At 68.2% G+C, this 26,083-nt stretch carries 26 protein-coding genes and 1 tRNA gene; 8 read left to right on the top strand and 19 right to left on the bottom strand.

The features are described 5' to 3' along the window. Position 1: 1 nt before the first annotated feature. From atpD to prmC, 11 genes are all read right to left on the bottom strand, one after another. Entirely contained in the window at positions 2 to 1,456 is a 1,455-nt protein-coding gene (atpD, locus tag ACFC14_RS12815) for a F0F1 ATP synthase subunit beta (protein WP_376105017.1), read from the bottom strand. A 21-nt stretch (positions 1,457 to 1,477) separates the two neighbouring features. Next, positions 1,478 to 2,374, bottom strand: a complete 897-nt coding sequence (locus ACFC14_RS12810; protein ID WP_376105014.1) for a F0F1 ATP synthase subunit gamma — start codon at positions 2,372 to 2,374, stop codon at positions 1,478 to 1,480. A 19-nt stretch (positions 2,375 to 2,393) separates the two neighbouring features. Next, positions 2,394 to 4,034, bottom strand: coding sequence for a F0F1 ATP synthase subunit alpha (gene atpA, locus ACFC14_RS12805; protein ID WP_376105011.1), 1,641 nt, complete (start codon positions 4,032 to 4,034; stop codon positions 2,394 to 2,396). A 47-nt stretch (positions 4,035 to 4,081) separates the two neighbouring features. Next, a complete protein-coding gene (locus tag ACFC14_RS12800; protein ID WP_376105008.1) occupies positions 4,082 to 4,873 on the bottom strand; it encodes a F0F1 ATP synthase subunit delta in 792 nt (263 codons plus the stop codon). After that, positions 4,873 to 5,427: a F0F1 ATP synthase subunit B gene (locus ACFC14_RS12795; protein WP_136043244.1), complete on the bottom strand. Its 555-nt coding sequence runs from the start codon at positions 5,425 to 5,427 to the stop codon at positions 4,873 to 4,875. The genes ACFC14_RS12800 and ACFC14_RS12795 overlap by 1 nt, the downstream gene beginning before the upstream one ends. Positions 5,428 to 5,454: 27 nt before the next feature. Next, positions 5,455 to 5,691 carry an ATP synthase F0 subunit C gene (atpE, locus tag ACFC14_RS12790; protein ID WP_017830994.1) on the bottom strand — a complete coding sequence of 79 codons (237 nt, stop codon included), beginning with the start codon at positions 5,689 to 5,691 and terminating at the stop codon, positions 5,455 to 5,457. A gap of 43 nt (positions 5,692 to 5,734) precedes the next feature. After that, positions 5,735 to 6,403, bottom strand: a complete 669-nt coding sequence (gene atpB / locus ACFC14_RS12785; protein WP_376105004.1) for a F0F1 ATP synthase subunit A — start codon at positions 6,401 to 6,403, stop codon at positions 5,735 to 5,737. A gap of 260 nt (positions 6,404 to 6,663) precedes the next feature. After that, positions 6,664 to 7,197, bottom strand: coding sequence for a hypothetical protein (locus ACFC14_RS12780; RefSeq protein WP_376105002.1), 534 nt, complete (start codon positions 7,195 to 7,197; stop codon positions 6,664 to 6,666). Continuing rightward, positions 7,197 to 8,366 (bottom strand): MraY family glycosyltransferase, encoded by a 1,170-nt coding sequence (locus tag ACFC14_RS12775; protein ID WP_376104999.1) that lies wholly within the window; start codon positions 8,364 to 8,366, stop codon positions 7,197 to 7,199. Before ACFC14_RS12775 ends, ACFC14_RS12780 begins: the two co-directional genes overlap by 1 nt. After that, positions 8,363 to 9,094: an L-threonylcarbamoyladenylate synthase gene (locus tag ACFC14_RS12770; RefSeq protein WP_376104996.1), complete on the bottom strand. Its 732-nt coding sequence runs from the start codon at positions 9,092 to 9,094 to the stop codon at positions 8,363 to 8,365. Before ACFC14_RS12770 ends, ACFC14_RS12775 begins: the two co-directional genes overlap by 4 nt. Positions 9,095 to 9,146: 52 nt before the next feature. Then, the gene (prmC, locus tag ACFC14_RS12765) at positions 9,147 to 10,007 is read right to left on the bottom strand and encodes a peptide chain release factor N(5)-glutamine methyltransferase (protein WP_376104993.1); all 861 of its coding nucleotides are present in this window, start codon (positions 10,005 to 10,007) and stop codon (positions 9,147 to 9,149) included. A gap of 99 nt (positions 10,008 to 10,106) precedes the next feature. On the opposite strand from prmC, the gene cysK reads away from it, so the two are divergent. Together cysK and epsC are read left to right on the top strand one after the other, a co-directional pair. Beyond that, complete coding sequence (cysK, locus tag ACFC14_RS12760) at positions 10,107 to 11,045, top strand: cysteine synthase A (RefSeq protein ID WP_376104990.1); 939 nt, start codon at positions 10,107 to 10,109, stop codon at positions 11,043 to 11,045. A 10-nt stretch (positions 11,046 to 11,055) separates the two neighbouring features. Further along, positions 11,056 to 11,625 (top strand): serine O-acetyltransferase EpsC, encoded by a 570-nt coding sequence (epsC, locus tag ACFC14_RS12755; protein WP_376104987.1) that lies wholly within the window; start codon positions 11,056 to 11,058, stop codon positions 11,623 to 11,625. Between the two features lie 21 nt (positions 11,626 to 11,646). Here epsC and ACFC14_RS12750 read toward each other — a convergent pair whose 3' ends face one another. The 6 genes from ACFC14_RS12750 to lysA all read right to left on the bottom strand — a co-directional run bounded on the left by ACFC14_RS12750 (position 11,647) and on the right by lysA (position 18,985). After that, positions 11,647 to 12,054, bottom strand: a complete 408-nt coding sequence (locus ACFC14_RS12750; RefSeq protein WP_168429492.1) for a phage holin family protein — start codon at positions 12,052 to 12,054, stop codon at positions 11,647 to 11,649. A 28-nt stretch (positions 12,055 to 12,082) separates the two neighbouring features. Continuing rightward, on the bottom strand, positions 12,083 to 13,162 hold the full coding sequence (prfA, locus tag ACFC14_RS12745; protein WP_376104984.1) for a peptide chain release factor 1: 1,080 nt from the start codon (positions 13,160 to 13,162) through the stop codon (positions 12,083 to 12,085). An 11-nt stretch (positions 13,163 to 13,173) separates the two neighbouring features. Further along, entirely contained in the window at positions 13,174 to 15,111 is a 1,938-nt protein-coding gene (rho, locus tag ACFC14_RS12740) for a transcription termination factor Rho (RefSeq protein WP_376104981.1), read from the bottom strand. Positions 15,112 to 15,275: 164 nt separating this feature from the next. Then, positions 15,276 to 16,238 (bottom strand): homoserine kinase, encoded by a 963-nt coding sequence (gene thrB / locus ACFC14_RS12735; protein WP_376104980.1) that lies wholly within the window; start codon positions 16,236 to 16,238, stop codon positions 15,276 to 15,278. Between the two features lie 2 nt (positions 16,239 to 16,240). Then, positions 16,241 to 17,545 (bottom strand): homoserine dehydrogenase, encoded by a 1,305-nt coding sequence (locus ACFC14_RS12730; RefSeq protein ID WP_136043233.1) that lies wholly within the window; start codon positions 17,543 to 17,545, stop codon positions 16,241 to 16,243. 21 nt (positions 17,546 to 17,566) lie between these two features. Next, on the bottom strand, positions 17,567 to 18,985 hold the full coding sequence (gene lysA / locus ACFC14_RS12725) for a diaminopimelate decarboxylase (protein ID WP_376104977.1): 1,419 nt from the start codon (positions 18,983 to 18,985) through the stop codon (positions 17,567 to 17,569). A gap of 148 nt (positions 18,986 to 19,133) precedes the next feature. On the opposite strand from lysA, the gene ACFC14_RS12720 reads away from it, so the two are divergent. The 4 genes from ACFC14_RS12720 to ACFC14_RS12705 are packed head-to-tail and all read left to right on the top strand — an operon-like array spanning position 19,134 to position 22,433. Beyond that, positions 19,134 to 20,180: a YihY/virulence factor BrkB family protein gene (locus ACFC14_RS12720; protein WP_376104974.1), complete on the top strand. Its 1,047-nt coding sequence runs from the start codon at positions 19,134 to 19,136 to the stop codon at positions 20,178 to 20,180. Positions 20,181 to 20,237: 57 nt separating this feature from the next. Continuing rightward, positions 20,238 to 21,137, top strand: coding sequence for an alpha/beta fold hydrolase (locus ACFC14_RS12715; RefSeq protein ID WP_376104971.1), 900 nt, complete (start codon positions 20,238 to 20,240; stop codon positions 21,135 to 21,137). Next, positions 21,115 to 21,699: a TetR/AcrR family transcriptional regulator gene (locus tag ACFC14_RS12710; protein ID WP_376104968.1), complete on the top strand. Its 585-nt coding sequence runs from the start codon at positions 21,115 to 21,117 to the stop codon at positions 21,697 to 21,699. Before ACFC14_RS12715 ends, ACFC14_RS12710 begins: the two co-directional genes overlap by 23 nt. Beyond that, positions 21,696 to 22,433: an alpha/beta fold hydrolase gene (locus ACFC14_RS12705; protein WP_376104965.1), complete on the top strand. Its 738-nt coding sequence runs from the start codon at positions 21,696 to 21,698 to the stop codon at positions 22,431 to 22,433. Before ACFC14_RS12710 ends, ACFC14_RS12705 begins: the two co-directional genes overlap by 4 nt. 18 nt (positions 22,434 to 22,451) lie before the next feature. Here ACFC14_RS12705 and ACFC14_RS12700 read toward each other — a convergent pair whose 3' ends face one another. Next, complete coding sequence (locus ACFC14_RS12700) at positions 22,452 to 23,300, bottom strand: DUF2993 domain-containing protein (protein ID WP_376104962.1); 849 nt, start codon at positions 23,298 to 23,300, stop codon at positions 22,452 to 22,454. Between the two features lie 40 nt (positions 23,301 to 23,340). Continuing rightward, a complete protein-coding gene (argS, locus tag ACFC14_RS12695) occupies positions 23,341 to 25,005 on the bottom strand; it encodes an arginine--tRNA ligase (protein ID WP_376104959.1) in 1,665 nt (554 codons plus the stop codon). A gap of 92 nt (positions 25,006 to 25,097) precedes the next feature. Between argS and ACFC14_RS12690 the strand changes: the two genes are divergently transcribed. Together ACFC14_RS12690 and ACFC14_RS12685 are read left to right on the top strand one after the other, a co-directional pair. Further along, complete coding sequence (locus ACFC14_RS12690) at positions 25,098 to 25,913, top strand: SGNH/GDSL hydrolase family protein (RefSeq protein WP_376104957.1); 816 nt, start codon at positions 25,098 to 25,100, stop codon at positions 25,911 to 25,913. A 16-nt stretch (positions 25,914 to 25,929) separates the two neighbouring features. Beyond that, positions 25,930 to 26,002: transfer RNA gene (locus ACFC14_RS12685), tRNA-Arg, on the top strand. Positions 26,003 to 26,083: the final 81 nt, after the last annotated feature.

The raw sequence follows: 26,083 nt of genomic DNA, 5'->3' as shown, positions 1-26,083 counted from the left end.
GTCAGCCGTTCTCCTTCTGGATCTTCGCCCACTGCTCTTCGACGTCGGAGATGCCACCGACGTTGAAGAAGGCCTGCTCGGCCACGTGGTCGAAGTCACCGCGGGTGATCGCGTCGAACGACTCGATGGTCTCCTTGAGCGGAACCGTCGAACCCTCGACACCGGTGAACTTCTTCGCCATGTAGGTGTTCTGCGAGAGGAACTGCTGGATGCGACGTGCACGCGACACGACGATCTTGTCTTCCTCGGAGAGCTCGTCGACACCGAGGATCGCGATGATCTCCTGCAGTTCCTTGTTCTTCTGGAGGATCTGCTTGACCGTCGTGGCGACTCGGTAGTGGTCCTCGCCCAAGTAGCGGGGGTCCATGATGCGCGACGTGGAGGTCAGCGGGTCGATGGCCGGGTACAGACCCTTCGAGGCGATCTCACGAGAGAGCTCGGTCGTCGCGTCGAGGTGGGCGAACGTGGTCGCCGGAGCCGGGTCGGTGTAGTCATCGGCCGGCACGTAGATCGCCTGCAGCGAGGTGATCGAGTGACCACGCGTCGAGGTGATGCGCTCCTGGAGAACGCCCATCTCGTCGGCGAGGTTCGGCTGGTAGCCCACGGCGGAGGGCATACGGCCCAGCAGCGTGGAGACCTCGGAACCCGCCTGCGTGAAGCGGAAGATGTTGTCGATGAAGAGCAGCACGTCCTGCTTCTGCACGTCACGGAAGTACTCCGCCATCGTCAGCGCCGACAGGGCGACGCGCAGACGCGTTCCCGGCGGCTCGTCCATCTGGCCGAACACGAGGGCCGTCTTGTCGAAGACACCCGCCTCTTCCATCTCGTGGATGAGGTCGTTGCCCTCACGGGTGCGCTCACCGACACCGGCGAACACCGACACACCACCGTGGTCCTGCGCGACGCGCTGGATCATCTCCTGGATGAGGACGGTCTTGCCGACACCGGCACCACCGAACAGACCGATCTTTCCACCCAGCACGTACGGGGTGAGGAGGTCGATCGACTTGATGCCGGTCTCGAACATCTGAGTCTTGGACTCGAGCTGGTCGAAGTTCGGCGCCTTGCGGTGGATCGGCCAGCGCTCGGTGACCTCGATGGTCTCGCCGGGCTCGAGGTTGAGCACCTCGCCGATGACGTTGAACACCTTGCCCTTGGTCACGTCGCCGACGGGGACCGAGATGGCCTCACCGGTGTCGCGGACCTCCTGACCGCGGACGATGCCGTCGGTCGGGTTCAGGGCGATGGCGCGGACGAGGTCGTCGCCGAGGTGCTGTGCGACCTCGAGCGTGATCTCGGTGGACTCTTCGTCCATCGCGATCGTGGTCTTCAGCGCGTTGTAGATGTCGGGGATCGAGTCGTGAGGGAACTCGATGTCGACAACCGGACCGTTGACGCGTGCGACGCGCCCGACGACCGCGGTCGCCGGCTGGTCAGCCGGAGCGGTGAGGGTCATTTTCGTCTCTTTCCTGATGGTCTATTTGCTCGAGAGGGCGTCGGCGCCGCCGACGATCTCGGCGATCTGCTGCGTGATCTCCGCCTGGCGCGCGTTGTTGCGCAGACGGGTGTAGTCGGTGATGAGCTTGTCGGCGTTGTCGCTGGCCGACTTCATCGCCTTCTGCGTCGCCGCCTGCTTCGCGGCGGAAGACTGCAGAAGAGCGTTGAAGACGCGGCTCTGGATGTACACCGGCAGGATCGCATCGAGAACGGTCTCGGCGTCCGGCTCGAACTCGTACAGCGGGTAGACGGTGCTCCCGGCTTCCGACTCATCGGCTTCCGTGATCTCCAGCGGAAGCAGCCGCACGTTCTCCGGCGACTGCGTCATCATGCTGACGAAACGGTTGTACACGAGGTGGATCTCATCGACGCCGCCGCCCTCTCCCCCACGGGAGAAAGCTTCGAGCAGCGTCGCGGAGATCTCCTCCGCGGTGTGGAACGACGGCGTGTCCGTGTCGCCCGTCCACTCCGCAGCGGCCGGAAGACGTCGGAACTGGAAGTATCCGACGGCCTTGCGACCGATGAGGTAGAAGACGGGCTCCTTGCCCTGCTCGCGCAGGAGCTCCGCCACCTCGAGACCCTCACGGAGGATCTGCGAGTTGAAGGCTCCGGCGAGACCGCGGTCCGACGAGAAGATCACGACCGCGGAGCGGGTGATGTTCTCGGACTCGCGGGTCAGCGGGTGATCCACGTTCGAGTGCGTCGCGACGGCCGACACGGCCCTCGTCACGGCACGCGCGAAGGGGGTGGACGCCTTGACGCGTGCCATCGCCTTCTGGATGCGCGAAGCCGCGATGAGTTCCATCGCCTTCGTGATCTTCTTGGTCGTCTGAGCAGAAGAGATCTTCTGCTTGTAGACCCGGAGTTGAGCGCCCATATGTCAGTACCTCACGCGGTTACGCGCGACGACCCTTGACGATCTTCTCCTGGTTGACGTCCTCCGCCTCGGCTGCAGCGTGCTCCTCGTGGCCCGGGGCGCCGATGGCGTGACCCTTGCCGCCCTGGAACTCCAGGATGAAGGCATCCGTCTGCTTCCCGAGCTCTTCGACCGTGGCGTCATCAAGGACGTTGGTGTCGCGGAGAGTCTCGAGAACCTGAGTGTTGCGACGCAGGTAGTCCAGGAGCTCGCGCTCGAAGCGGAGCACATCCTCGACCTCGATCGTGTCGAGCTTGCCGTTGGTGCCGGCCCAGATGGAGACGACCTGCTCCTCGACGGGGTACGGCGAGTACTGCGGCTGCTTGAGCAGCTCGGTCAGACGCGCACCACGGGAGAGCTGGCGACGCGAAGCCGCATCGAGGTCGGACGCGAACATGGCGAACGCCTCGAGCGAGCGGTACTGCGCGAGCTCCAGCTTCAACGTTCCGGAGACCTTCTTGATCGACTTGACCTGCGCGTCACCACCGACGCGCGAGACCGAGATACCCACGTCGACCGCCGGACGCTGGTTGGCGTTGAAGAGGTCGGACTGCAGGAAGATCTGGCCGTCGGTGATCGAGATCACGTTGGTCGGGATGTACGCCGAGACGTCGTTCGCCTTGGTCTCGATGATCGGGAGACCCGTCATGGAACCGGCGCCGAGCTCGTCGGACAGCTTCGCGCAACGCTCGAGCAGACGAGAGTGCAGGTAGAAGACGTCACCCGGGTAAGCCTCGCGGCCCGGCGGGCGGCGGAGGAGAAGGGACACGGCACGGTAGGCCTCGGCCTGCTTGGACAGGTCATCGAAGATGATGAGGACGTGCTTGCCGCCGTACATCCAGTGCTGCCCGATGGCGGAGCCCGTGTAGGGAGCCAGGTACTTGAAACCGGCGGGGTCGGAAGCGGGAGCAGCCACGATCGTGGTGTATTCCAGAGCGCCGGCCTCTTCGAGCGCGCCCTTCACCGAAGCGATGGTCGAGCCCTTCTGGCCGATGGCGACGTAGATGCAGCGGACCTGCTTGTTGACGTCGCCCGACTCCCAGTTGGCCTTCTGGTTGATGATCGTGTCGATCGCGATGGCCGTCTTACCGGTCTGGCGGTCACCGATGATCAGCTGACGCTGGCCGCGGCCGACGGGGATCATCGCGTCGATGGCCTTGATGCCGGTCTGCATCGGCTCGTGGACCGACTTGCGCTGCATGACGCCGGGCGCCTGCAGCTCGAGGGCGCGGACGCTCTCGGTCTCGATGGCACCGAGGCCGTCGATCGGGTTGCCGAGCGGGTCGACCACGCGGCCGAGGTAGCCGTCGCCGACCGGAACGGAGAGGACCTCACCCGTGCGGGTGACTTCCTGACCGGCCTCGACGCCGGTGAACTCGCCGAGGACGACGACACCGATCTCGTGCTCGTTCAGGCTCTGTGCGAGGCCCTTCGTGCCGTCGGCGAAGATGACGAGCTCGTTCGCCATGACGCCGGGAAGTCCCTCGACGTGCGCGATGCCGTCTGCGGCGTCGATGACGGTGCCGACCTCGGTCGCCCCGGCCCCGGAGGGCTCGTATGCTGCGGCGAAGTCCTTCAGCGCGTCACGGATGACGTCGGGGCTGATCGATAGTTCTGCCATTGTCTTCCCTTTGTATCTGGGTGCGCGGTTCCCCGCGCGAAGTCGTGTTAGCCCGCGAGCTTCTGGCGAAGGTCTGCGAGTCGTGCGGAGATGCTGCCGTCGATGACGTCGTCGGCGATCTGCACGCGCAGACCTCCGACCACGGCAGGGTCGATGACGACGTTGAGGGACACCTGACCGTCATAGCGTCGCGACAGCGAGTCGCTGAGGCGGGCGCGCTGCGCGTCGGTCAGCGGGGACGCGGTGTGCACCGTGGCGACCACACGACCGCGCTGGCTCGAGACGATGCTCATCGCGCGGTTGAGCAGTCGACGAACGCGTCGTTCGCGCGGCTGACGCACGAGCGACGTGATGATCAGCGTCGAAGCAGCGCTCGTCGAGCCGTCGGCCAGGAGGCGCTCGACGAGCGCTCCCTTGGCGTCTTCTCCGCCGAGACGTCCGCCCAGGGCGAGTTCGAGTTCCGGGTTGGCGGCGACCACGCGGGAGAAGCTGAACAGCTCCCCCTCGATGTCCGCATCCGGCTCGGCGATCGCCGCAGCGCGGATCGCGAGCTCCTCGACACCGTCGACGAGCTCACCCGCGTTGGACCAGCGCTCCGCCACGACCGTCTTCAGAACGCTCTGAGCGTCTGCGGAGAACCCGCCGAACACCGCGGCGACGACGTTCTGTCGTGCTGCTGCGGGAGCGGAGGGGTCAGCAAGCGCGCCGCTCAGCTGAGACGATTCGCTCACGGCACGTGCGGCAGCGAGAAGCTCCCGTGCGGTGTCGAGAGTGACGCCCTTCGCTGCGGCAAGCGTCTGGATGGATGCCGCGAGTGCCTGAGTGGTCGCGCTGCCCATTACTGAGCCGCCTTCTCGGATGCCTCGAGGTCGGCGAGGAAGCGGTCGACGACAGCCGTCGCACGTGCGTCGTCGGAGAGCGTCTCGCCGACGACGCCACCGGCGAGGTCGATCGCGAGCGTTCCGACCTCGCTGCGCAGCGAGACGAGAGCGGTCTGACGCTCGGCCTCGATCTGCGTGTGCGCGGTGGCGGTGATGCGTGCGGCCTCAGTGGTCGCGGCGTCCTTCGCCTCGGCGACGATCTTCTTGCCGTCCTCGCGGGCGGCCTCACGGATCTCGCCGGCCTCGGTACGCGCCTCAGCGAGCTGACGCGTGTACTCCTCGAGCGCCGCCTCCGCCTGCTTCTGCGCTTCGTCAGCCTTGGCGATGTTGCCCTCGATGGCGGCGGACCGCTCGTCGAGCATCTTCGTCAGTCGAGGAAGGGCGACCTTCCAGACCACGACGAGGATGACGATGAACCAGAGGCCCGACCAGATGATGTCGTACCACGCAGGGATGAGCGGGTTGTTCGGCTCACCCTCTGCTGCGAGGTTCGTGACAAGAGCGTTCAGCATCCTGTCTCCTTCAGAAGTCGGTGAGGATTACGGGAAGGGGATGAATGCGACGGCGATGCCGACGAACGCAAGCGCCTCGGTGAAGGCGATACCGATCCACATGAGGACCTGGAGACGGCCGGCCAGCTCGGGCTGACGGGCGACACCCTCGATGGTCTTGCCGACGACGATGCCGACGCCGATGGCCGGGCCGATGGCAGCGAGGCCGTAGCCGACCGCTCCGAGGTGACCGTTGATTTCAGCGAGAACCGTAGTAGCGTCCACGGGTTTTTCCTTTCGTTGGGTGGGAAGGCTGATGCCTGCCCGCTCAGTGCTCTTCTGCGACCGCGAGCTGGATGTAGACCGCGGTGAGGACGGTGAAGACGTATGCCTGGAGGACGGCGACCAGGATCTCGAAGATCGTGAAGGCGCCGCCGAAGGCGAGGGTTCCGACACCGAGCGCGGCCCAGCCGCCGCCTGCGGTGAAGAAGAAGAACTGGGTCGCGGAGAACGCGAGCACCAGGATCATGTGCCCCACGACGAGGTTCATGAGAAGACGCAGCGTCAACGTGACGGGGCGCAGGATGAACGTCGAGATGAGCTCGATGATCGCGACGATCGGCATCGCGGCGACCGGCACACCCTGCGGGAACAGGGAGTTCTTGAAGAACTTGAGTCCGTGGCGCTTGATACCCGCGTAGATGAAGGTCACGTAGCTGACCACGGCGAGCGTCAGCGGCACCGCGACGATCGCGGTTCCCGGCATGTTCAGGAACGGGATGATTCCCGTGATGTTCATGAACAGCACCATGAAGAAGATCGTGGTGAGGATCGGCAGGAAGCGATCGCCGTCCTTGCGCCCGAGCATGTCGTGGGCGACGTTGGTGCGGACGAAGCCGAGCCCCATCTCCACCAGGCTCTGGAAGCGTCCGGGTACGACCTTCATGCGTCGGGTGCCGAGCCAGAGGATCAGCACCACGGCGATCACCGCGAGCAACTGGACCAGGTGGATCCGGTTGACGGGGATCGGGCCTACGTAGAAGAGGATCTCCGGGAAGAAATCGTCGATCGAAGGGCCGTGGAACTCGCCGTCGGAGGCAAGTCGGGGGGTCAGGGTCGCAGCAAGATTAAACAGCGCGGGCTCCAGCTTCGGGGCACCGGTCTAAACCGGGGCGACGATGGTCGGTGTGCAATCAGCGCAAGCGCTCGCGGGCGAGCGGCGGGCACGTTTCAACAGTATCAGAATCTGAGGGTCCCCTAAGACCGCGGGCCCCCGTCGACGGGTCCCTCGGCGACAGGTCCCTCGTCGACGCGATTCGCGTTTCCGGGCGCACGGTCCTCGGGCACCTCGGTCGGCAGCGTGGTGTCGCTCACGTTGGGCAGGCGCATGCGGGTGAGCACGATCACATCGATGGCGAGCGACATCAGGACGCCGGCCACGATCGAGAGGAAGAACACCATCGGCTCCAGCCACGGCTGGCCGGCGAGCAGGATCATCGCGACGACGAACAGTCCGAGCTTGAGCAGCCAGCCCCCGAGGACGATCGCGAAGAACAGCTGCACGTAGATCGGGTCGCCGTACCAGCGGTTCGCGATGAGGATGCTGATGCCGGTGATCGCCAGGAACACGGCTGCGAGCAGCACGCCCAACAGCCCACTGATGAGCCCTTCTCCCCCGGCGACGGCGTAGCCGACACCGCCGGCGACGACGGCCAGCACGGCGGTCGCGACAGCCGACCAGATGAGGGTGCGACGCAGGATCGGCGTGCTGGAAACGGGGCTCGGGCTCATCATGACTCCACGGGTGTCGGGTCGGTTTCGGCGGCCGCTGCGCTTTTCCTGCGGCGGGTGGGGCTCAGGGTGACGACGAGGCACGCGGCTATGCCCACGACGCCGAAGCCGACGCCGGGAAGGTACTGGCCGGGCCAGTCCTCCCGCGCACCGACGTACATCAGCAGGACGGCGAGTGAGATGACGGCCGTCCATGCATAGAAGATGAGGACCGCGTCGCGGTCGCGGTGGCCGAGGTCCAGCATGCGGTGATGGAGGTGCTTGCGATCGGGCGAGAACGGCGAGCGACCGGCGCTCATGCGTCGCAGCACGGCCAGACCGAAGTCGAGCAGCGGCAGCAGCACGACCAGCAGCGGCAGGAGGATCGGCAGGAAGGCGCCGATCAACTGCGAGCGACCGAGTCGCTCAGGATCCAGAGCGGACGGATCCATCTGCCCGGTGATGGAGATCGCCGACGTCGCCATCAGCAGACCGATCACCAGAGCGCCCGAATCCCCCATGAACAGCTTCGCCGGGCTCCAGTTCAGCGGCAGGAAGCCGAGGCAGGCGCCGATCAGGACCGCGGCGAGGAACGTGGAGAGGTTGAAGTAGCTCGAGGCGCCGGAGTCGCGCGTGAAGATGTACGAGTAGGCGAAGAAGACGCCGTTCGAGATGAGACAGACCCCGGCGACCAGTCCGTCGAGCCCGTCGATGAAGTTCACCGCGTTCATCACGATGACGATCGCGAACATGGTGATGGTGATGCTCAGCCAGCTGGACACCACGATGAGGTCGCCGAACGGCAGCGAGAGGATCTGAAGTCCGCCGCCGACGGTGATGAGCCCGGCGGCCAGGAACTGGGCGCCCAGCTTGATCATCCAGTCGATGTCCCACAGATCGTCCACCACACCGATGATCGCGATCAGCAGAGAGGCTCCCAGGATCGACCACATCGTCTGCGGCGGGATCCAGATGCTCTGGAAGAACGGGTTGACGGCCGAGAACCCGAAGGCGGCGGCGATCCCGAGGAAGATCGCGACACCGCCGAGACGCGGTGTCGGCGTCGTGTGGACGTCGCGCTCGCGGATGCCGGGGTACAGCTTGAATCGGAGGCTGAGTCGCCAGACCGCCCAGGTCAGCGCGAAGGTGATCGCTGCCGTGAGGATGACCGTGGCGAGATACTGCTTCACGAATCCGCGTCCTGCGGCTCCTCCGCATGCACATGCTCCGCGCCCTGGGGCTCCTCGGGTTCGAGCAGGTCGCCGAGCACCTCCTGCAGCTGCTCCCGCGTGACCGCTCCGTCTCGGAGGATGCGGACGGTGCCGGGCTCGGCGTCCGTTCCGCGACGGATCAGAGATGTGGCGTCGACGATGGTCGAGGCGATGCCGTCCTTGCTCAGACCGTCGGCGAGGTACACGGCGACGCTGTCGCCCAGCATCTCCTCCGCGTCCGACGCCGAGATCGCCGCGGGCTGGCCCGTGAGATTGGCGCTGGAAACGGCGAGCGGACCGGTCTCGGCCAGCAGCTCGAGGGCCACGCGTCCCTCCGGCATCCGCACGGCGACGGTGCCGAGTGTCTCACCGAGGTCCCACACCAGCGAGGGCTGGGCGGGGAGCACGATCGTGAGACCGCCGGGCCAGAACGCATCGACGAGGCGTCCGACCGGCTCCGGGACGGACTCGGCGAGGGCCGCGAGCGTCTCCTTCGTCCCGATCAGGACGGGCGGCGGCTGATCGCGACCTCGTCCTTTCGCATCGAGCAGCCGCTGGACGGCGGCCGGGGAGAAGGCGTCGGCGGCGACGCCGTACACGGTGTCTGTGGGCATCACGATGAGTTCGCCACGGCCGATCGCCTGGCGCGCATGGCGCATGCCGGCGAGCAGCTGCGAGTCATCGCGGCAGTCGAAGATGGTTGACATGACGGTTCGATTCTACGTTGCGCGAGTGCTGCAGATGCTCCGAGCCGGCTGATCAGGGCCGGAGTGCGGTGGTGGTGCGATCCCGCAGGGTGAGATCGCGATGCGTCGCCGGCGCGCGCCATCCGTCCGCGGCGAGGATGTCCCTGATCGATTCGCCCTGCAGTTCGCCGTGCTCGATCACGAGCAGGCCGCCGGGATGCAGGAGCGCGAGCGCCCGGGAGCTGAGCACCCGCACGATGTCGAGGCCGTCCTCTCCCCCGTACAGCGCCATCGCGGGGTCGAAGAGCCGCACCTCCGGGTCGCGCGGAATCGCGGCGTCTGGCACGTACGGCGGATTCGAGATGACGACCGATGCCGTGCCGTCGAGCTCGGGGAAGGCCTCGCCCAGGTCGGACAGCGCGAGCGTCAGATTGTCGACGCCGGCGACGTTCCGGCTCGCCCATGCGTGCGCGTCCTCGGAGAGCTCGGCGGCGAAGACGCGGGCGTGCGGAACCTCCGTCGCCATCGCGAGGGCGATCGCACCGCTGCCGGTGCCGAGGTCGACCCCGATCGGTGCGGGGTCCGCGGAGTTCAGCAGTGCATCGATCGCATACTGCACCACCGTCTCGGTCTCCGGCCGGGGCACGAAGACACCAGGTCCGACGGCCAGCTCGAGATGACGGAACGGGGCTGTGCCGGTGATGTGCTGCAAGGGTTCGCGCGCGGCACGGCGCGTCACCAGGGCTTCCAGGGCACCCGCCGACTCGTCATCGACTTCGTCTCCGCGGATGATCGCGGCCTGCACCTCGCCGCGTCGCCGACCCAGCACATGCCCGGCGAGCAGCTCCGCGTCGACCAGAGGATCCGGGACGCCGACGTCGGCGAGGCGCTGAGCGGCGGCGCGGACGAGCGCCGCAAGAGAGGTGTCGGACATGGCTTCCAGCGTAGAGCGCGCTGGGCTGTCACAATGCCGCTGCGACAAGGCCCCTCCCCTAGGCTGGACCGGCAGCGTCCCCGCACAGGAAGGCTCCTCATGGCCGGCATCCACTCCGACATCACGACCGCGTTCGGCAACACGCCGCTCGTGCGTCTGAACCGCGTGACCGAGGGCCTCGGGGCCACCGTGCTCGCCAAGCTCGAGTACTACAACCCGGCATCGAGCGTGAAGGACCGCATCGGCATCGCCATGATCAACGCCGCGGAGGCGTCGGGCGAGCTGAAGCCCGGCGGCACGATCGTGGAGTCGACGAGCGGCAACACCGGCATCGCTCTCGCCATGGTCGGCGCCGCCCGCGGCTACCGGGTCATCCTGACGATGCCGGCCTCCATGTCGAAGGAGCGTCGAGTGCTGCTCAAGGCGTTCGGCGCGGAGATCGTGCTCACCGATCCCACCAAGGGCATGAGCGGGGCGATCGAGGAGACCAAGCGCATCGTCTCGGAGACGCCCGGCGCGATCTGGATCCGGCAGTTCGAGAACGCGGCCAACCCCCAGATCCACCGCGAGACCACGGCGCAGGAGATCCTCCGCGACACCGATGGCGCGGTCGACATCTTCATCGCGGGCGTCGGCACCGGCGGAACGGTGACGGGGACCGGACAGGCCCTCAAGGCCGCGAAGCCCGGGGTGCAGGTCATCGCCGTCGAACCCAAGGACTCGCCCGTGCTCACCGAGGGCCACCCCGGCCCGCACAAGATCCAGGGCATCGGTCCGAACTTCGTCCCCGACGTGCTCGACCGCGATGTGCTCGACGAGATCATGACCGCCGAGTTCGAGGAGTCGCTGCGGGTCGCCCGCGACCTCGCCGCCAAGGAGGGTCTGCTCGTCGGCATGTCATCCGGCGCGGCTGTCGCTGCGGCGCTCAAGGTGGCCGCGCGCCCGGAGAACGACGGAAAGACGATCGTCGTCGTGATCCCGGACACCGGTGAGCGCTACCTCTCCACCGCGCTGTTCGAGGACCTGCGCGAAGACTGAGGGTCTCTCGATGGGCATGATCGGGCGGATGCGCGAGGACGTCGCGGCGGCTCGCCTTCGCGACCCCGCCGCACGCAGCACCGCCGAGGTCGCTCTGCTGTATCCGGGGCTCCACGCCATCTGGGCGCACCGCGTGTCGCACGCGCTCTGGCGACGCCGTCTGCGGCTGCTCGCACGCGCCGGCTCGCAGCTGTCGCGCTGGCTGACCGGGATCGAGATCCATCCCGGCGCGCGGATCGGTCGCCGCTTCTTCATCGATCACGGGATGGGAGTGGTGATCGGCGAGACCAGCGTGATCGGCGACGACGTGATGCTCTACCACGGTGTGACTCTCGGCGGACGGACGCGCACCTCCGGCAAACGCCACCCGACGCTCGGCGACGGGGTCGCGGTCGGTGCCGGTGCGAAGATCCTCGGCCCCGTGACAATCGGTGCTCGCTCCGTCGTCGGCGCGAACGCGGTGGTCACCCGCGACGCGCCGGCCGGCAGCATCCTCGTCGGGGTTCCCGCGAAGCCGCGCCAGCGCAGCACCGACGAAGACACCAGAGCGCTGCTCACCGCACCGGACTACGCGATCTGAGCGTCGGCCAGACCGACGCGCCTAGCGCCGCTTGGTCTTGACCGCCTCGACCTTCTTACGGAGGAAGATCAGAGGAAGCAGCACGCTGCCGAGTGCGGTGATGAGCCAGACGATCACCGAGCCGAGAAGCCAGCCGGTGAGGTCGGTGATGCGCAGTCCGCCGATGGGCAGCAGCACCACGATGATGAGCGAGATCAGCGTCGAGAAGATGCCGATGCCACCCATGAGCACGGGGGCATATCGCGTGGCCATCTTGCCCACCCACGGCGCGAGCACGCTCTGCAGAATCGCGAAGATCAGGATGCAGACGACGAAGCCCCACCACTTGTCCCACTCGATCTGGAAACCGTCGAGGGCGAGGTCGGCGGCGATCAGGCCGAGACCGGCCGACACGACGTACATCAGACCGCGGAACAGAAGTGTGATCACGGCCCGATCATAGCGTTCGCGTGGCGCGTCAGGAGTCGGAGCCGACCGCGGCGAGCCGCGCTTCCTCGTCCGCCGTGATCGCGCTCTCGATCAACGGGTCGAGTGCTCCATCCATGACCTGATCGAGGTTGTACGCCTTGAAGCCGGTGCGGTGATCCGCGATGCGGTTCTCGGGGAAGTTGTAGGTGCGGATGCGCTCCGAGCGGTCCATGCCGCGGATCTGCGACCGACGGGCATCGGAAGCCGCGGCATCCAGCTCCTCCTGCTGTCGCGCGAGCAGACGGGCGCGCAGCACGCGCATGCCGGCCTCACGGTTCTGCAGCTGGGACTTCTCGTTCTGCATCGACACGACGATGCCGGTCGGCACATGGGTGATGCGCACCGCGGAGTCCGTCGTGTTCACGGACTGACCACCGGGACCGGATGAGCGGAACACGTCGATCTTGAGGTCGTTCTGGTCGATGTGGATCTCTTCGGGCTCGTCGACCTCGGGGAAGACCAGCACCCCGGTGGTCGACGTGTGGATGCGCCCCTGCGACTCGGTCGCCGGAACGCGCTGCACGCGGTGCACGCCGCCCTCGTACTTCAGGTGGGCCCACACGCCCTGGGCGGGGTCGGAGGAGGATCCCTTGATCGCCACCTGGACGTCTTTGTAGCCGCCGAGGTCGGACTCGTTCCGCTCGAGAAGCTCGGTCTTCCATCCCTTGGACGCCGCGTACTGGATGTACATGCGCAGCAGGTCGGCGGCGAACAGCGCAGATTCCGCACCACCCTCCCCCGCCTTGATCTCCATGATCACGTCGCGAGCGTCGTCCGGATCGCGCGGGATGAGCAGACGCCGCAGCCGTTCCTGTGCGGCCTGCAGCTCCTCTTCCATCGCCGGGATCTCGGCCGCGATCGACTCGTCCTCGCGAGCGAACTCGCGCGCGGTCTCCAGGTCATCGGTCGCGGCGATCCAAGCCTCGTACGCGGCGACGATGCGGGACAGCTCGGCGTAGCGGCGGTTGACACGCTTCGCGCGGGCGGCGTCGGCGTGCACCGCCGGGTCGGAGAGCTCCTCCTGCACCCGGCGATGCTCGTCGATCAGAGTCTGGACGGACTCGAACACGGCTCAGCCGCTCAGCGGATGTTGTTGTCGTGCCCGTGCGCGCCCGAGGGAAGCGTCGGGATCGACTTCTGCATCTGCACGAGGAACTCGACGTTCGAGTTGGTCTCCTTGAGCTTGCCGAGGACGACCTCGAGAGCCTGCTGCTGGTCGAGGCCCGCGAGAGCGCGACGCAGCTTCCACGTGATCTTGACCTCGTCGGCCGAGAGCAGCATCTCTTCGCGACGGGTGCTCGACGCGTTCACGTCGACCGCCGGGAAGATGCGCTTGTCGGCGAGGGCGCGGGACAGGCGCAGCTCGCTGTTGCCGGTGCCCTTGAACTCCTCGAAGATGACCTCGTCCATCTTGGAGCCGGTCTCCACCAGCGCCGTGGCGAGGATCGTGAGGGATCCGCCGTTCTCGATGTTGCGCGCCGCACCGAAGAACCGCTTGGGCGGGTACAGCGCCGACGCGTCGACGCCACCGGTGAGCACGCGACCGGACGCCGGAGCAGCCAGGTTGTACGCGCGGCCGAGGCGGGTGATCGAGTCGAGCAGCACGACGACGTCGCGTCCGAGCTCGACCAGGCGCTTCGCACGCTCGATGGCGAGCTCGGCGACCGTGGTGTGGTCTTCGGCGGGACGGTCGAACGTCGAGGCGATGACCTCGCCCTTGACCGAGCGCTCCATGTCGGTGACCTCTTCGGGGCGCTCGTCGACGAGAACGACCATGAGGTGGACCTCGGGGTTGTTCTGCGCGATCGCGTTCGCGATCTGCTGCAGGACGATCGTCTTGCCGGCCTTGGGCGGCGCGACGATGAGGCCGCGCTGGCCCTTGCCGACCGGGGCGACCAGGTCGATGATGCGCTGGGTCAGCTTCTCGGGGGCCGTCTCCAGGCGCAGACGCTCCTGCGGGTACAGCGGGGTGAGCTTGCCGAACTCCACGCGGGTGGCCGCGTCGTCCACCGACAGGCCGTTGATCGAGTCGACCTTGACGAGCGCGTTGTACTTCTGGCGGCCCTGCTGCTCGCCCTCGCGAGGCTGCTTGATCGAGCCGACGACCGCGTCGCCCTTGCGAAGGTTGTACTTCTTGACCTGGCCGAGCGAGACGTACACGTCGCTGGGACCGGCGAGGTAGCCGGTGGTGCGCACGAATGCGTAGTTGTCGAGGACGTCGAGGATGCCGGCGATCGGGATGAGGACGTCATCCTCGCCGATCTCGGTGTCGAACTCGTCGGTCGGGACACCGCTGCGACGCTTGTTGCGCTGACGGTTGCGGTTGTTGCCACCGGACTGGTCATCGTCGGTGGGCTGAGCCTGCTGCTCCTGCGCGGCACCGTTCTGGCCACGGCCACGGTTGCGGCTGCGGTTGCGGTTGCGACCTCGGCCGCCCTGCTCCTCGCCGCCCTCGGAGTCGTCGTCGTTGTCGTTGTTCTGCGCGTTGTTGTTCTGCGCGTTGCGGCCCCGAGCGTTGCCGTTCTGGGCCGGCTCGGCGGGAGCCGTCTCGGAAGCGGCATCCGCCGCGGGCGCCGCCTCTGCAGCGTCGGCCTCGGGGGCTGCCGTCTTCTGGGCGCCACGGCGTCCGCGGCCGGTCGACTTGGGCGCCGACTCCGCCGGAGCTTCTGCCGGAGCGGCATCTGCGGCGGGTGCCTCTGCCGGAGCGGCTTCCGCGGTCGGGGCCTCGGCATCCGCCTTCTTCGCACGGCTGCGACGCGGTGCCTTCGCCTTGGGCGCGGCCTCCGCGGGCTCCGCCGATGCCTCAGCGGGCGCCGATGCGGTCTTCGGCTCGGACTCTGCCTTCGGCGCGGCTTCCGCCTTCTCGGCCTTCGCCGCCTCGGCCTTCTCGGCCTTCGCCGCCGCCGTGGCGGTGCTGGCACGACGCGGTGCGCGCTTGCGCGCCGGTGGGGCCTCGGTCGCAGGTGCTTCGGAAACCGAAGCGGACTGGTCGTTCTGGGTCTCGGAGAGGTTCTCCACGAGTACTCCCTTATATGTCATGGGGAATGAGCGTTGAACGCACACAACGGGTGCTGCGCGCGATCGCACGGGCTGACGCTCGGCGCCAGCCAGCCTCGGCACTTGTGCCACAGGGATTTGCGTGCGGGTCTTGCAAGAGTTGCAATGGGGCCAGATTCACGTAGTTACGTGGAGCCCTCCGCTCGAGTCCCCACTGTACCACCACGCACGTCGACTGCGAGCAGAAGCGCCTCCCACGGGGTGTCGGTGACACGTTCGGCCAGTTCCACCGCGTCCTGACGGCTGCCCGGCCCGTCGGCCAGCACGAGCACACTGGGCCCGGCACCGGAGACGACAGCTGCGAAACCCGCCTTGCGCAACGCCTGCACGAGCCGCTGTGTCTCGGGCATCGCCTCGGCGCGATAGTCCTGATGGAGGCGGTCGGCGGTCGCGTCGAGGAGCAGTTCCGGACTCTGCATCAGGGCCGCGATCAGCAGCGCGGAGCGCGAGACGTTGAACACCGCATCCGCAGTCGAGACGTGCGGCGGCTGCAGCGAACGCGCCTGCGAGGTCGACATCGTGTACGCGGGGACGAGCACGAGGGGCGAGACGCCGCGGTGCACGAGCAGCTTCTTGTGCTGGGGCCCGCGCTCCCCCATCCAGGCGATCGTCAGCCCGCCGAAAAGCGCCGGAGCCACGTTGTCGGGGTGGCCCTCCAGCTCGGTGGCGAGACGAAGGAGGTCGGCGTCGCCGATCTCGACGTCACCGTCGAGCAGCCCCTTGGCGGCGAGCACTCCGGCAGCGACGGCGGCGCCCGACGACCCCAGTCCGCGGCCGTGCGGCACGCCGTTCTCTGCGACGATCCGCAGGCCGGGCGCCGAACGGCCCGCGTCGGCGAACACATACGCGATCGTGCGGACGATGAGGTTCGACGCATCGCGCGGAATCTCGGCCGCACCGGAACCGGTCACCTCGATCTCGAGCTCGCCGGGGGGCAGCGCCGTGACCTGGAGGGTGTCGTAGATGCTGAGCGCCAAGCCGAGCGTGTCGAAGCCGGGGCCGAGGTTCGCGCTCGTGGCCGGCACCCGCACCTCGACGGTGCGACCTTCCACCGGGTTGCCCTCGACGGGGGCGAGGGCTGACGCCATCGTCACTCGCCTTCCACCCGGAGCACCGAGACGACCCGGGCGACGACGGTGCTGTCGGCGAGAGCATCGACGGTGGCACTGAGCGCCTGCTCGGTCGCGCGGTGCGTACCGATGATCAGACGGGCGGTCGGCTCGTCTTCGCCCTCGACGGTCTGCACGACCGTCGCGACGGAGACTCCGCCGTCGCTGAGGATTCCGGCGACCGTGGCGAGCACGCCCGGCGCATCCGCGACCTCGAGGGTGATCTGGTAGCGGGTGGTGACGTGTCCGATCGGAACGACCGGAAGGTTGGCCCTGGTCGACTCGCCCACTCCGACGCCCCCGGCGATGTGACGGCGGGCAGCGGAGACGACGTCACCCAGCACGGCGGAGGCGGTCTGGACGCCACCCGCCCCCGCGCCGTAGAACATCAGGGATCCGGCGGCCTCCGCCTCGACGAAGACGGCGTTGTTGGCGCCGTGCACGGATGCGAGGGGGTGCGAATTCGGCACGAGGGCCGGGTAGACGCGCACCGAGATCGACTCTGCACCGTTGGCCTCGATGCGTTCGCACACCGCGAGCAGCTTGATGACGAAGCCCGCAGCGCGAGCCTCCTCGATCATGGACGGCGTGATCGAGGTGATGCCCTCGCGGTACACGGCTTCGAGCGGCACGGCGGTGTGGAAAGCGAGGCTCGCGAGGATGGCGGCCTTCTGCGCGGCGTCGTAGCCCTCCACGTCGGCTGTCGGGTCGGCCTCGGCGTATCCCAGACGCTGCGCATCGGCGAGCACGTCGGCGAAGTCGGCGCCCTCGGAGTCCATCCGGTCCAGGATGTAGTTCGTCGTGCCGTTCACGATGCCCATGATGCGAACGACCCGGTCGCCTGCGAGCGAGTCGCGCAGCGGGCGGATGATCGGGATCGCGCCGGCGGCCGCAGCCTCGTAGTAGACGGATGCGCCCACGCGGTCGGCGGCCTCGAACAGCTCGGGGCCGTGCGTGGCGAGCAGGGCCTTGTTGGCCGTGACGACATCGGCGCCGGAGCCGATCGCCTGCAAGATGCTGGTGCGGGCCGGCTCGATGCCGCCGATCAGCTCGATCACGATGTCGGCGCCCAGGATCAGCGACTCCGCGTCGGTGGTGAAGAGCTCCTTGGGGAGGTCGACGTCACGCGGCGCATCCACGTCGCGCACCGCGATGCCGGCGAGCTCCAGCTCCGCACCGGCACGGTCGGCCAGCTCGTCGCCGTGGCGCAGCAGGAGCGCCGCGACCTGCGAGCCGACCGCTCCGGCACCCAGAAGTGCCACACGAAGTCGTCGGTATTCAGTCATGGTTGCTCCTTCGGAGGTGGGTCATTGTTCTCCCTCGGGGGCCTTCGCCCCGTCGATGCCCGCGTCACGAGCCAGCACGTCGTCGACGGTCTCGCCCCGGACGATGACGGTCGAGCGTCCATCGCGCACGGCGACCACGGGCGGACGCGGTACATGGTTGTAGTTGCTCGCCAACGGGACGCAGTACGCGCCGGTGGTCGGCACGGCGAGCAGGTCGCCGGGTACCAGGTCGTCGGGCAGGTACTCGTGGTCGACCACGATGTCGCCGGATTCGCAGTGCTTGCCGACGACCCGGCTGAGTCGAGGCTCTCCGGTCCCGATGCGAGAGGCGAGGCGCGCCGAGTACTGAGCGCCGTACAGCGCGGGACGCGCGTTGTCGCTCATGCCGCCATCGACGCTCACGTATCGGCGCACGGCACCGGTCGCCACAGTCACGTCCTTGGTGGTGCCGACCTCGTAGAGGGTGACGCCCGCGGTGCCGACGATGGCACGACCCGGCTCGAACGACAGGGCGGGAACGGGAATGCCGCGTGCGGCGCAGCCCTCCGCGACCGAGGTGACGATCGCGTCGGCGAGTCCTTCGATCGGAGTCGGGTCGTCGACGCGCGTGTAGGCGATGCCGAATCCGCCGCCGAGGTTGAGCTGCGGCACCGGACCGCCTTCGAGGAGGGTGGCGTGCAGGTCGAGCACGCGGGATGCGGACTCGCGGAAGCCGGCGACGCCGAAGATCTGCGAACCGATGTGGCAGTGCAGTCCGGCGAAGACCAGGCCGGGGATCTCGCGGATGCGGGCGACGGCGGTCTCGGCCTCCGGGAGCGGGAAGCCGAACTTCTGGTCCTCATGAGCTGTGGCGAGAAAGTCGTGGGTCTCGGCGTGCACGCCGCTGATGACGCGGACCAGCACCCGCTGCGTCGCGCCGGTGCGAGCCGTGATCGCCGCGAGCCGTTCGATCTCGATGGCACTGTCGACGATGATCGTCCCGACGCCCACCTCGACGGCACGCTCGAGCTCGGCGACGGACTTGTTGTTGCCGTGGAAGCCCAGCGATCCGGGTGCGACACCGGCCGCGAGGGCCACGGCCAGCTCTCCCCCCGTGCAGACATCGACGCGCAGACCTTCGTCGACCACCCAGCGCGCGACCGTCGTGCACAGGAACGCCTTGCCCGCGTAGTACACCTGGGCCGTGGTGCCGTTCTCCGCAGCGGCCAGGTCGAAGGCGAGACGGAACCGCCGCGCTCGCCCACGCACCTCTTCTTCATCGAGCACGAGCAACGGCGTGCCGTAGGTGCGGGCCAGGGTGGTGACGCTGACACCGGCGATGTCGAGCACACCGTCTCCATCACGTGTCGCGGATGCCGGCCAGACGCCGTCGGCGAGGTCATTCGCGTCATCGGGCACAGCGAGCCATTCCGGAGCGAGCGAATCGGCAGGGAGAAGCACTGATCACCAATCGTGGGAAGGATCTCGGGCGGGGTCGCGCACATCGAGGTTGACCCGATTCTAGGGCACCGGACGCGTGTCGCTGGTCATGGTGACGCGCCGCGTCAAGCCCCTGCAGCAGCCTGTCTCAGCCTCCTAGGGTGGGGGCGTGGCGAACTCTGAAACGACGAACGACTCCCCCACGCGTCCTGGGCTGATCCCGCGCATCACAGGACCGATCATCGCGTGGGCTCTCGCGCGCCGGCCGGTGCGCGCGGCACTGCTGTACACCGAGCGCCGCGGGCCGATGCTCGCCGACAGCGTCACCTACCGTGCCCTCTTCAGCGTGTTCGCGGGGGTGCTGCTGGGCTTCTCGATCGCGGCTCTGTGGCTCGCCGGAAACCCGGTGGCGTGGCAGGCGATCATCGACGCCGTGCAGTCTGCCGTGCCCGGGCTCATCGGCGAGGACGGCGTGATCAAGACGACGGACCTCCAGGCGCCGGCGTCCCTGTCGCTCGCAGGGATCATCTCGCTCGTCGCTCTCGTCGGCGCCGCACTCGGCGCCATCGGATCGCTCCGCACGGCCGTGCGAGTGCTCGCGGGCACGGTGCAGGCCGACATCCTGTGGATCTGGGTGATCCTCCGCAACCTCGCGCTGGCCATCGGCATCGGCCTGGCGTTCGTGCTCTCCGCCGCCGTCACCTTCGCCGGGCAGCTGGGCGTCTCGTGGATCGCGGATCTGCTGGGCCTGCCCGCCGACGCACCGGTCGTGGCCTGGACCGTGCGCCTGCTCTCCCTCGTCGTCGTCTTCGCTCTGGACACGGCGATCATCATCGGCGTGTTCCTCCTGCTCTCCGGGGTTCGGCCGTCGGCACGTTCGCTCTGGCCGGGAGCACTGCTGGGTGCACTGGGTCTGCTGATCCTGCAGGAGCTGTCCGGACTGTTCGTGGGCGGAGCGACGAGCAACCCGCTTCTCGCCTCCTTCGCCTCGCTGCTCGCGCTGCTGATCTGGTTGAACTTCTCGGCGCAGGTGATGCTGTTCGCGTGCGCCTACATCGTGACGGCCGAGGAGGAGAAGTCCGATCGGGTGCACGCCCGCTTCGCGGCGACGACGTTCGTCCAGCGGCGTCTGCAGCGGGCCGAGGTCGACGTCAAGGTCGCCACCGCGGAGCTGCGCGCCGCACAGGAGGCGGCGTCCGCCGAGAAGTCCGCGTAGCCGCATCACGCCTCGTTGTGACCACATCGGCTATGCTGGTCACAACGAGAGGACGCCATGGACGCCCGACGCACGGTCATCGACCTTCCGCATGCCACGGTCTCCGCCCTGGAGTGGCGGCCGACTGCTGAGACCGGGCTTCCCGTCCTGCTCCTGCACGGCGGCGGCGCCGACAGCGCCGAGCTCTCGTGGGGCGAGGTCGGGCCCGCACTCGCGGACGCGGGGCACCGAGTCATCGCGCCGGATCATCCCGGATTCGGGCACAGCCCCCGGGCCGACTGGCCCCTCAGCCAGGAGAGACTCGTCCGACACGTCGGCGAACTGGTCGACGCGCTCGATCTGGGCGAGTATGCGATCGCGGGACTCTCCCTCGGCGGCGGGATGAGCGTCGGGCACTTGCTCGATCAACCCGGCCGGGCTCGGACCGCCATCCTGCTGGGTTGTTACGGCCTGATGCCCCGTCTCGCCGACGAATTCCGCGGACGGATCACTCATCTGACCTCATTCCTCCTGCTGCGCTCCGGGCTGTTGGCCGCGATGACCCGCTCCTACGCACGGAACCGCCCCGCGATGGAGCGCGGTCTCCGCGACCTCGTGCGCAATCCCGAGGCGCGCACCCCCGAGCTCGTCGATGCTGTCATCGCCGAAGCCGTCGGAGGAACGAGTCTCGAGTCGTTCGGACAGTGGCAGCGCGATCAGGTTCTCTGGAACCGGCTGCGAACGGTCTACACGGGACAGCTCGCGAGCATACGCACCCCCACGCTGCTGGTGCACGGCGATCGCGACGCCGGAGTTCCTCTCGCTCGCATCGAGACGGCGGCCGCACTGCTGCCGTCCGGCTCACTCCGGCTCGTCCCCGGCGCCGGACACTGGGTGCAACGCGACCGCCCCGACCTCGTCATCCCCGCGATGCTCGAGCAGCTGAGGAGTGCCGGTGCCCCGACCACGAATACCTGACCGACGCAAGCGCATCCTCGATGCGGCCCGAACGCTCGTGCTCGCGCACGGGTTCGACGCCATGAACGTCGCCGCGATCGCCGAGAGCGCCGGCATCGCCAAGGGTGCCGTGTACCTGGAGTTCGCCGGCAAACGCGACATCCTCGACGCCCTGCTGCTGCAGGGCAACCTGCGCATGGCCGACCGGGTCCGAGCCGAACTCGGTGAGCATCCTCGTCTCAGCGACGCCTGTCGCGCGACGGCACGCGCGCTGCTCGACGACCCCCTGATGACCGCTGCCTTCCTCGACGATCGGGGCATCCTCGGCTCCCACGTGGTGGAGGAGACCGACGGACGCTACCGCGAGCGCCATCTGCGGGTCGTCGAGTGGTTCCGCGAGCTGCAGGAGCGCGGCCTGATCGTCGCTGATGTCGATCCGCGCACGCTCGCTCTGGCACTGTCGAGCACGACGATCGGGCTGCTCTCCGCGGCGCGTCTGCTCGGCCCTCTCGACCCGGCGCTGCTGGAGGGCACGATCGACACCATCGGGCGGATGGCCGCGGCCTTCGAGACGGAGAGATGATGTACCTGGAGACCTTCGGGCGCACGGGCGAACCCCCACTGCTGCTCCTGCACGGCGGTGGCGTGGCCGGGTGGATGTGGGAGCCGATGCGGGCCCACCTGCCTCCTCACGCGAGGGTGCTGGTGCCGGACCTCCCCGGTCACGGCCGCAGCGCGGCGGAGTCGTACGCCTCGCATCGCGCGACGGTCGACCTGCTCGCGCGCACTCTCGAGGAGGAGGGACGCCCGGCCACCGTCGTCGGGTTCTCCCTCGGAGCACAACTCGCCGTACTCCTCGCCGCTGTGCGACCCGACCTCGTCGAAAGAACCGTGGTGATCAGCGCCCAGGCGCTGCCCCTGCGCATGACCGGACCGACTCTGGCGCTGCTCGGGGCGACCGCCGGGCTCGCGAGGAACGAGAGGTTCGCACGGTTGCAGGCGCGGGAGCTCTTCGTACCCGAGTCTCATCTGGCCGACTATCTCCAGACGTCGTCGTCCCTTTCCCGCGAGTCGCTGCTCGCCTCGGTCGAGGAGAATCTGCGGTTCGTGCCGCCCGCCGGATGGTCGACGTTCCCCGGGACGGCACTGATCCTGGTCGGGGCAGCGGAGAAGAAGCTCATGAGACGCTCGGCCACAGCGCTGCACGCCGCACTCCCCCACAGCACGCTCGAGGTCGTCGACGGATGCGGCCACGGCATCCCACTGCAGCGCCCCGAGTGGCTCGCGCGGCGCATCGAGGAAACGCGCGGCCGATGACAGCGCGGCCCGAACCGATCAGTTCGGGCAGACGCCCTTCTCCTGCAGCGATGTGTCGGTGACGATCGCCCCGTCCACGTCGATGTCGATCACGGCTGCGCCGTCGACGATCTCCAGTCCGGTGAGGGCGAGCCCGGCCGGCAGCTGATCGGCAATGCACACCCGCTGCGGCCTCGTCAGCCCCTCGCCGAGCGACCCCAGCGTCGAGCCGACCTCGTCGAGGTCGATGTCGAGTCCGCCGATGCTCGCGGCGACCGGCGTGAGCTCCAGGTCCCCTTCCACGGCGCCGGGCGTGAGCGTCAGGGAGAGCGGCACGGCTGCCCCGAACACGGTGATCGACCCGCTCACCGTCGCGTTGGGGGCGGCGAACTCGACCGACTCGACGGGCAGCTCGGTGCCGGCGAGCAGTGAGGTGAACTCCGCCTGATCGATGCGGATCGTTCCCGCGGCTTCCCCCAGATCCCCGCCGCGCAGCGGGACGGCGGTCGCAGTGACATCGGCCGCGCCCGTGATCCCCTCCAGCGTCACCGAGTTCGTCGACAGGTGCAGCGTGTCCAGGGATCCGCCGATGAGCTGCGGGAGCAGCAGTCCCTGCGTCTCCACCTCGAGCTGCTGGTCCGCAGGGAGATCCAGCTGCTCGATGACGATCGACCGCACGGTCGCGGGGAGCACCGCGCGGGCGATGAACTCGGCGGCGACCACGAGCAGCGCCAGCACGACCACCACGATCAGCAGCACCCACGGCCAGCGGCGGCGCTTCCGCGGCGCGGCATCGGCCTGCTGACCGGCGGCGTTCCCCGGGATCACGAGCGTCGGATGCTCGGTCGAGGCGTCCGGATACGGCAGGGTGTGGTTGTCGTCGCTCATGCCTGCCATCCTGCCGTACCCGACCGGATGGCAGCGCACATCACATGCGCTCGGGCGCACTCACTCCGAGCAGATCGAGGCCGTTGCGGAACACCTGACCGGCGGCGTCGTTCAGCCACAGACGCGTGCGGTGCACACTCTCGATCGGGTCGTCACCCTGGGGGATCACACGGCAGTTGTCGTACCAGCGGTGGTAGAGCCCCGCGAGTTCCTCGAGGTAGCGGGCGACACGGTGCGGCTCGCGGACCTCGGCGGCGAACGCGACGATGCGGGGGAACTCCTGCAGCGCTCCCAACAACGCGGCCTCGGACTCATGCGTGAGCGTCTCCGGGGCGAACTCCGAGCGGTCGACGCCCGAATCAGCCGCATTCCGCCCGACGTTGTGCGTGCGGGCGTGGGCGTACTGCACGTAGAAGACGGGGTTGTCGTTCGTGCGCTTCTGCAGCAGCTCCGGATCCAGGTCGAGCGGCGAGTCGGCGGGCGACCGCTCCAGCGAGTACCGCAGCGCGTCGGTGCCCAGCCAGTCGAGCAGGTCGTCCATCTCGATGATGTTGCCCGCCCGCTTGCTGAGGCGCGCGCCGTTGATCGACACCATCTGCCCGATCAGCACCTGGACGTTTTTCTCCGGGTCTTCACCCGCTGCTCCCGCGACCGCCTTCAGGCGGTGCACGTAGCCGTGGTGGTCGGCGCCGAGCAGGTAGATCTTGTTCTGGAACCCGCGATCGCCCTTGTTCAGGTAGTACGCGGCATCGGCGGCGAAGTAGGTGTACTCGCCGTTCGAACGGCGGATCACGCGATCCTTGTCGTCGCCGAAGTCGGTCGTGCGCACCCAGACGGCGCCCTCTTCGTCGAACACGTGACCCTGCTCGCGCAGACGATCGACGGCCTGGTCGATCAGGCTCGTGCCCGATGCGTCCTTCGCGTGCAGTGTGCGCTCGGAGAACCAGACGTCGAACGGCACGTTGAACCGCTCGAGCGAACTCTTGATCTCGGCGAGTTGGAACTCGTACGCGAGCTCCATCGCGACGCTCAGCTGCTCGGCGTCGGGAAGCTGCAGCAGGTCGGGACGCGACTCGAGTACCCGACCGGCGAGCGTCGCGATGTACGCACCGGGGTAGCCGCCCTCGGGAGTCGGCTCGCCCTTGGCAGCCGCGAGCACGGAGACGGCGAAACGGTCCATCTGTGCTCCGGCGTCGTTGATGTAGTACTCGCGCACCGCATGCGCTCCGCTGGCGAGCAGCAGTCGCACGATCGAGTCGCCGAGCGCCGCCCAGCGGGTGTGAGCGATGTGCAGCGGCCCGGTCGGGTTGGCGGAGACGAACTCGACGTTCACGCTGACGCCGGCTTGCGATGCGTTGGTGCCGTAGGCGGTGCCTGCATCGACGATGACCTTCGCCAGCGCACCCGCTGCGGCGGCATCCAGACGGATGTTGATGAACCCGGGACCGGCGACCTCGGTGCTCGCGATGCCGTCGACGGCGGCGAGGCCGTCGGCGATCTGCTGCGCGAGCTCACGCGGATTCGTGCCGAAGGGCTTCGCGAGCCGCATGGCGATGTTCGATGCCCAGTCGCCGTGATCGCGGTTGCGCGGACGCTCCAGGACGATGTCGGCCGCGGAGACCCCGAGAGGCTCGCCGGGAAGTCGTTCCTCGGCGATCGGAGCGAGGACGGCGAGGACGGCGGCAGCGAGGGTTTCGGGGTTCATAGCCTCCCCAGTTTACGGGTCGGGGACAGGCCATCCGACGGCGCGGGGCGCGCGGAATTCGTAATCGGCGCGCAGTGATCTACTCTCATCCCATGAAGGCCCCCGCCACCCGTCGTCGACTGCGCACCGCAGGGGTCGCCATCGCCCTCGTCCTCGCCGTCGCGGCAGGCGTCTTGGGCATGTGGCGGCCGTGGACAGCACCACCCTCCGCAGCGCCCGTCGGAGCCCCGGTCGCGGCTGCGGGTGCAGCCTCCGAGGCGGTCGCACCCGCGCCGCTCGCACTGCCCGATCACCCGACCGTGCTGGTGTTCGGAGATTCGTGGACCTACGGGTCAGCCGCGACTGATCCGACGCTCGGCTATGCCTACGTCCTGGCCGACCTGATCGGCGGCGAGACCATCGTCAACGGCGTCCGCGGGAGCGGCTACCTGAAGCCCGGACTCGACGGCCCGGCCTTCGGGGAGCGCATCGCGGCGCTCGACCCCGCACTCGCACCGGACCTCGTGATCATCCAGGGCTCGATCAACGACCGGGCTCAGGGCGTCGAGGGCTACCGCGAGGCCGTGACCGCCGCCTGGGACGCCCTGGCCGCGACCTACCCGGATGCCGTCATCGTCGTGCTGGGACCGGCGCCGCACGAGCTGCCGGTCGGCACCGCGACCGCGCGGATCGACGCTGACCTCGGCGAGCTCGCCGGAGCCCGCGGCTGGTGGTACATCTCTCCCATAGCCCAGAACTGGATCACGGAGCAGAACTACCTCGACGTGATCGACGTCGAGGTCGGGCGCAAGCATCCGTCCACCGACGGGCACCGGTATCTGGCCGAGAAGCTCGCCTCCGCGCTCGAAGAGCTGCGCGCCGCACCGGTCACCGAAGCCGGTGGGTCGGAGACGACCCCCGACGAGTGATATTGTCGATCGGTACGCCTCCGTAGCTCAGTGGATAGAGCGCCGGTTTCCGGTACCGTAGGTCGCAGGTTCGACTCCTGTCGGGGGCACATCAGATCAACTGCAGCACGACGAGACCCCGCCTGATCCAGGCGGGGTCTCGTCCTTTCCGGGGGCGGGATCCAGCGCAG

Origin of the sequence: Microbacterium sp. NPDC055988, from assembly GCF_042269505.1 — a bacterium.
GTDB lineage: Bacteria > Actinomycetota > Actinomycetes > Actinomycetales > Microbacteriaceae > Microbacterium.
This window is presented reverse-complemented; position numbering and strand designations above follow the sequence as displayed.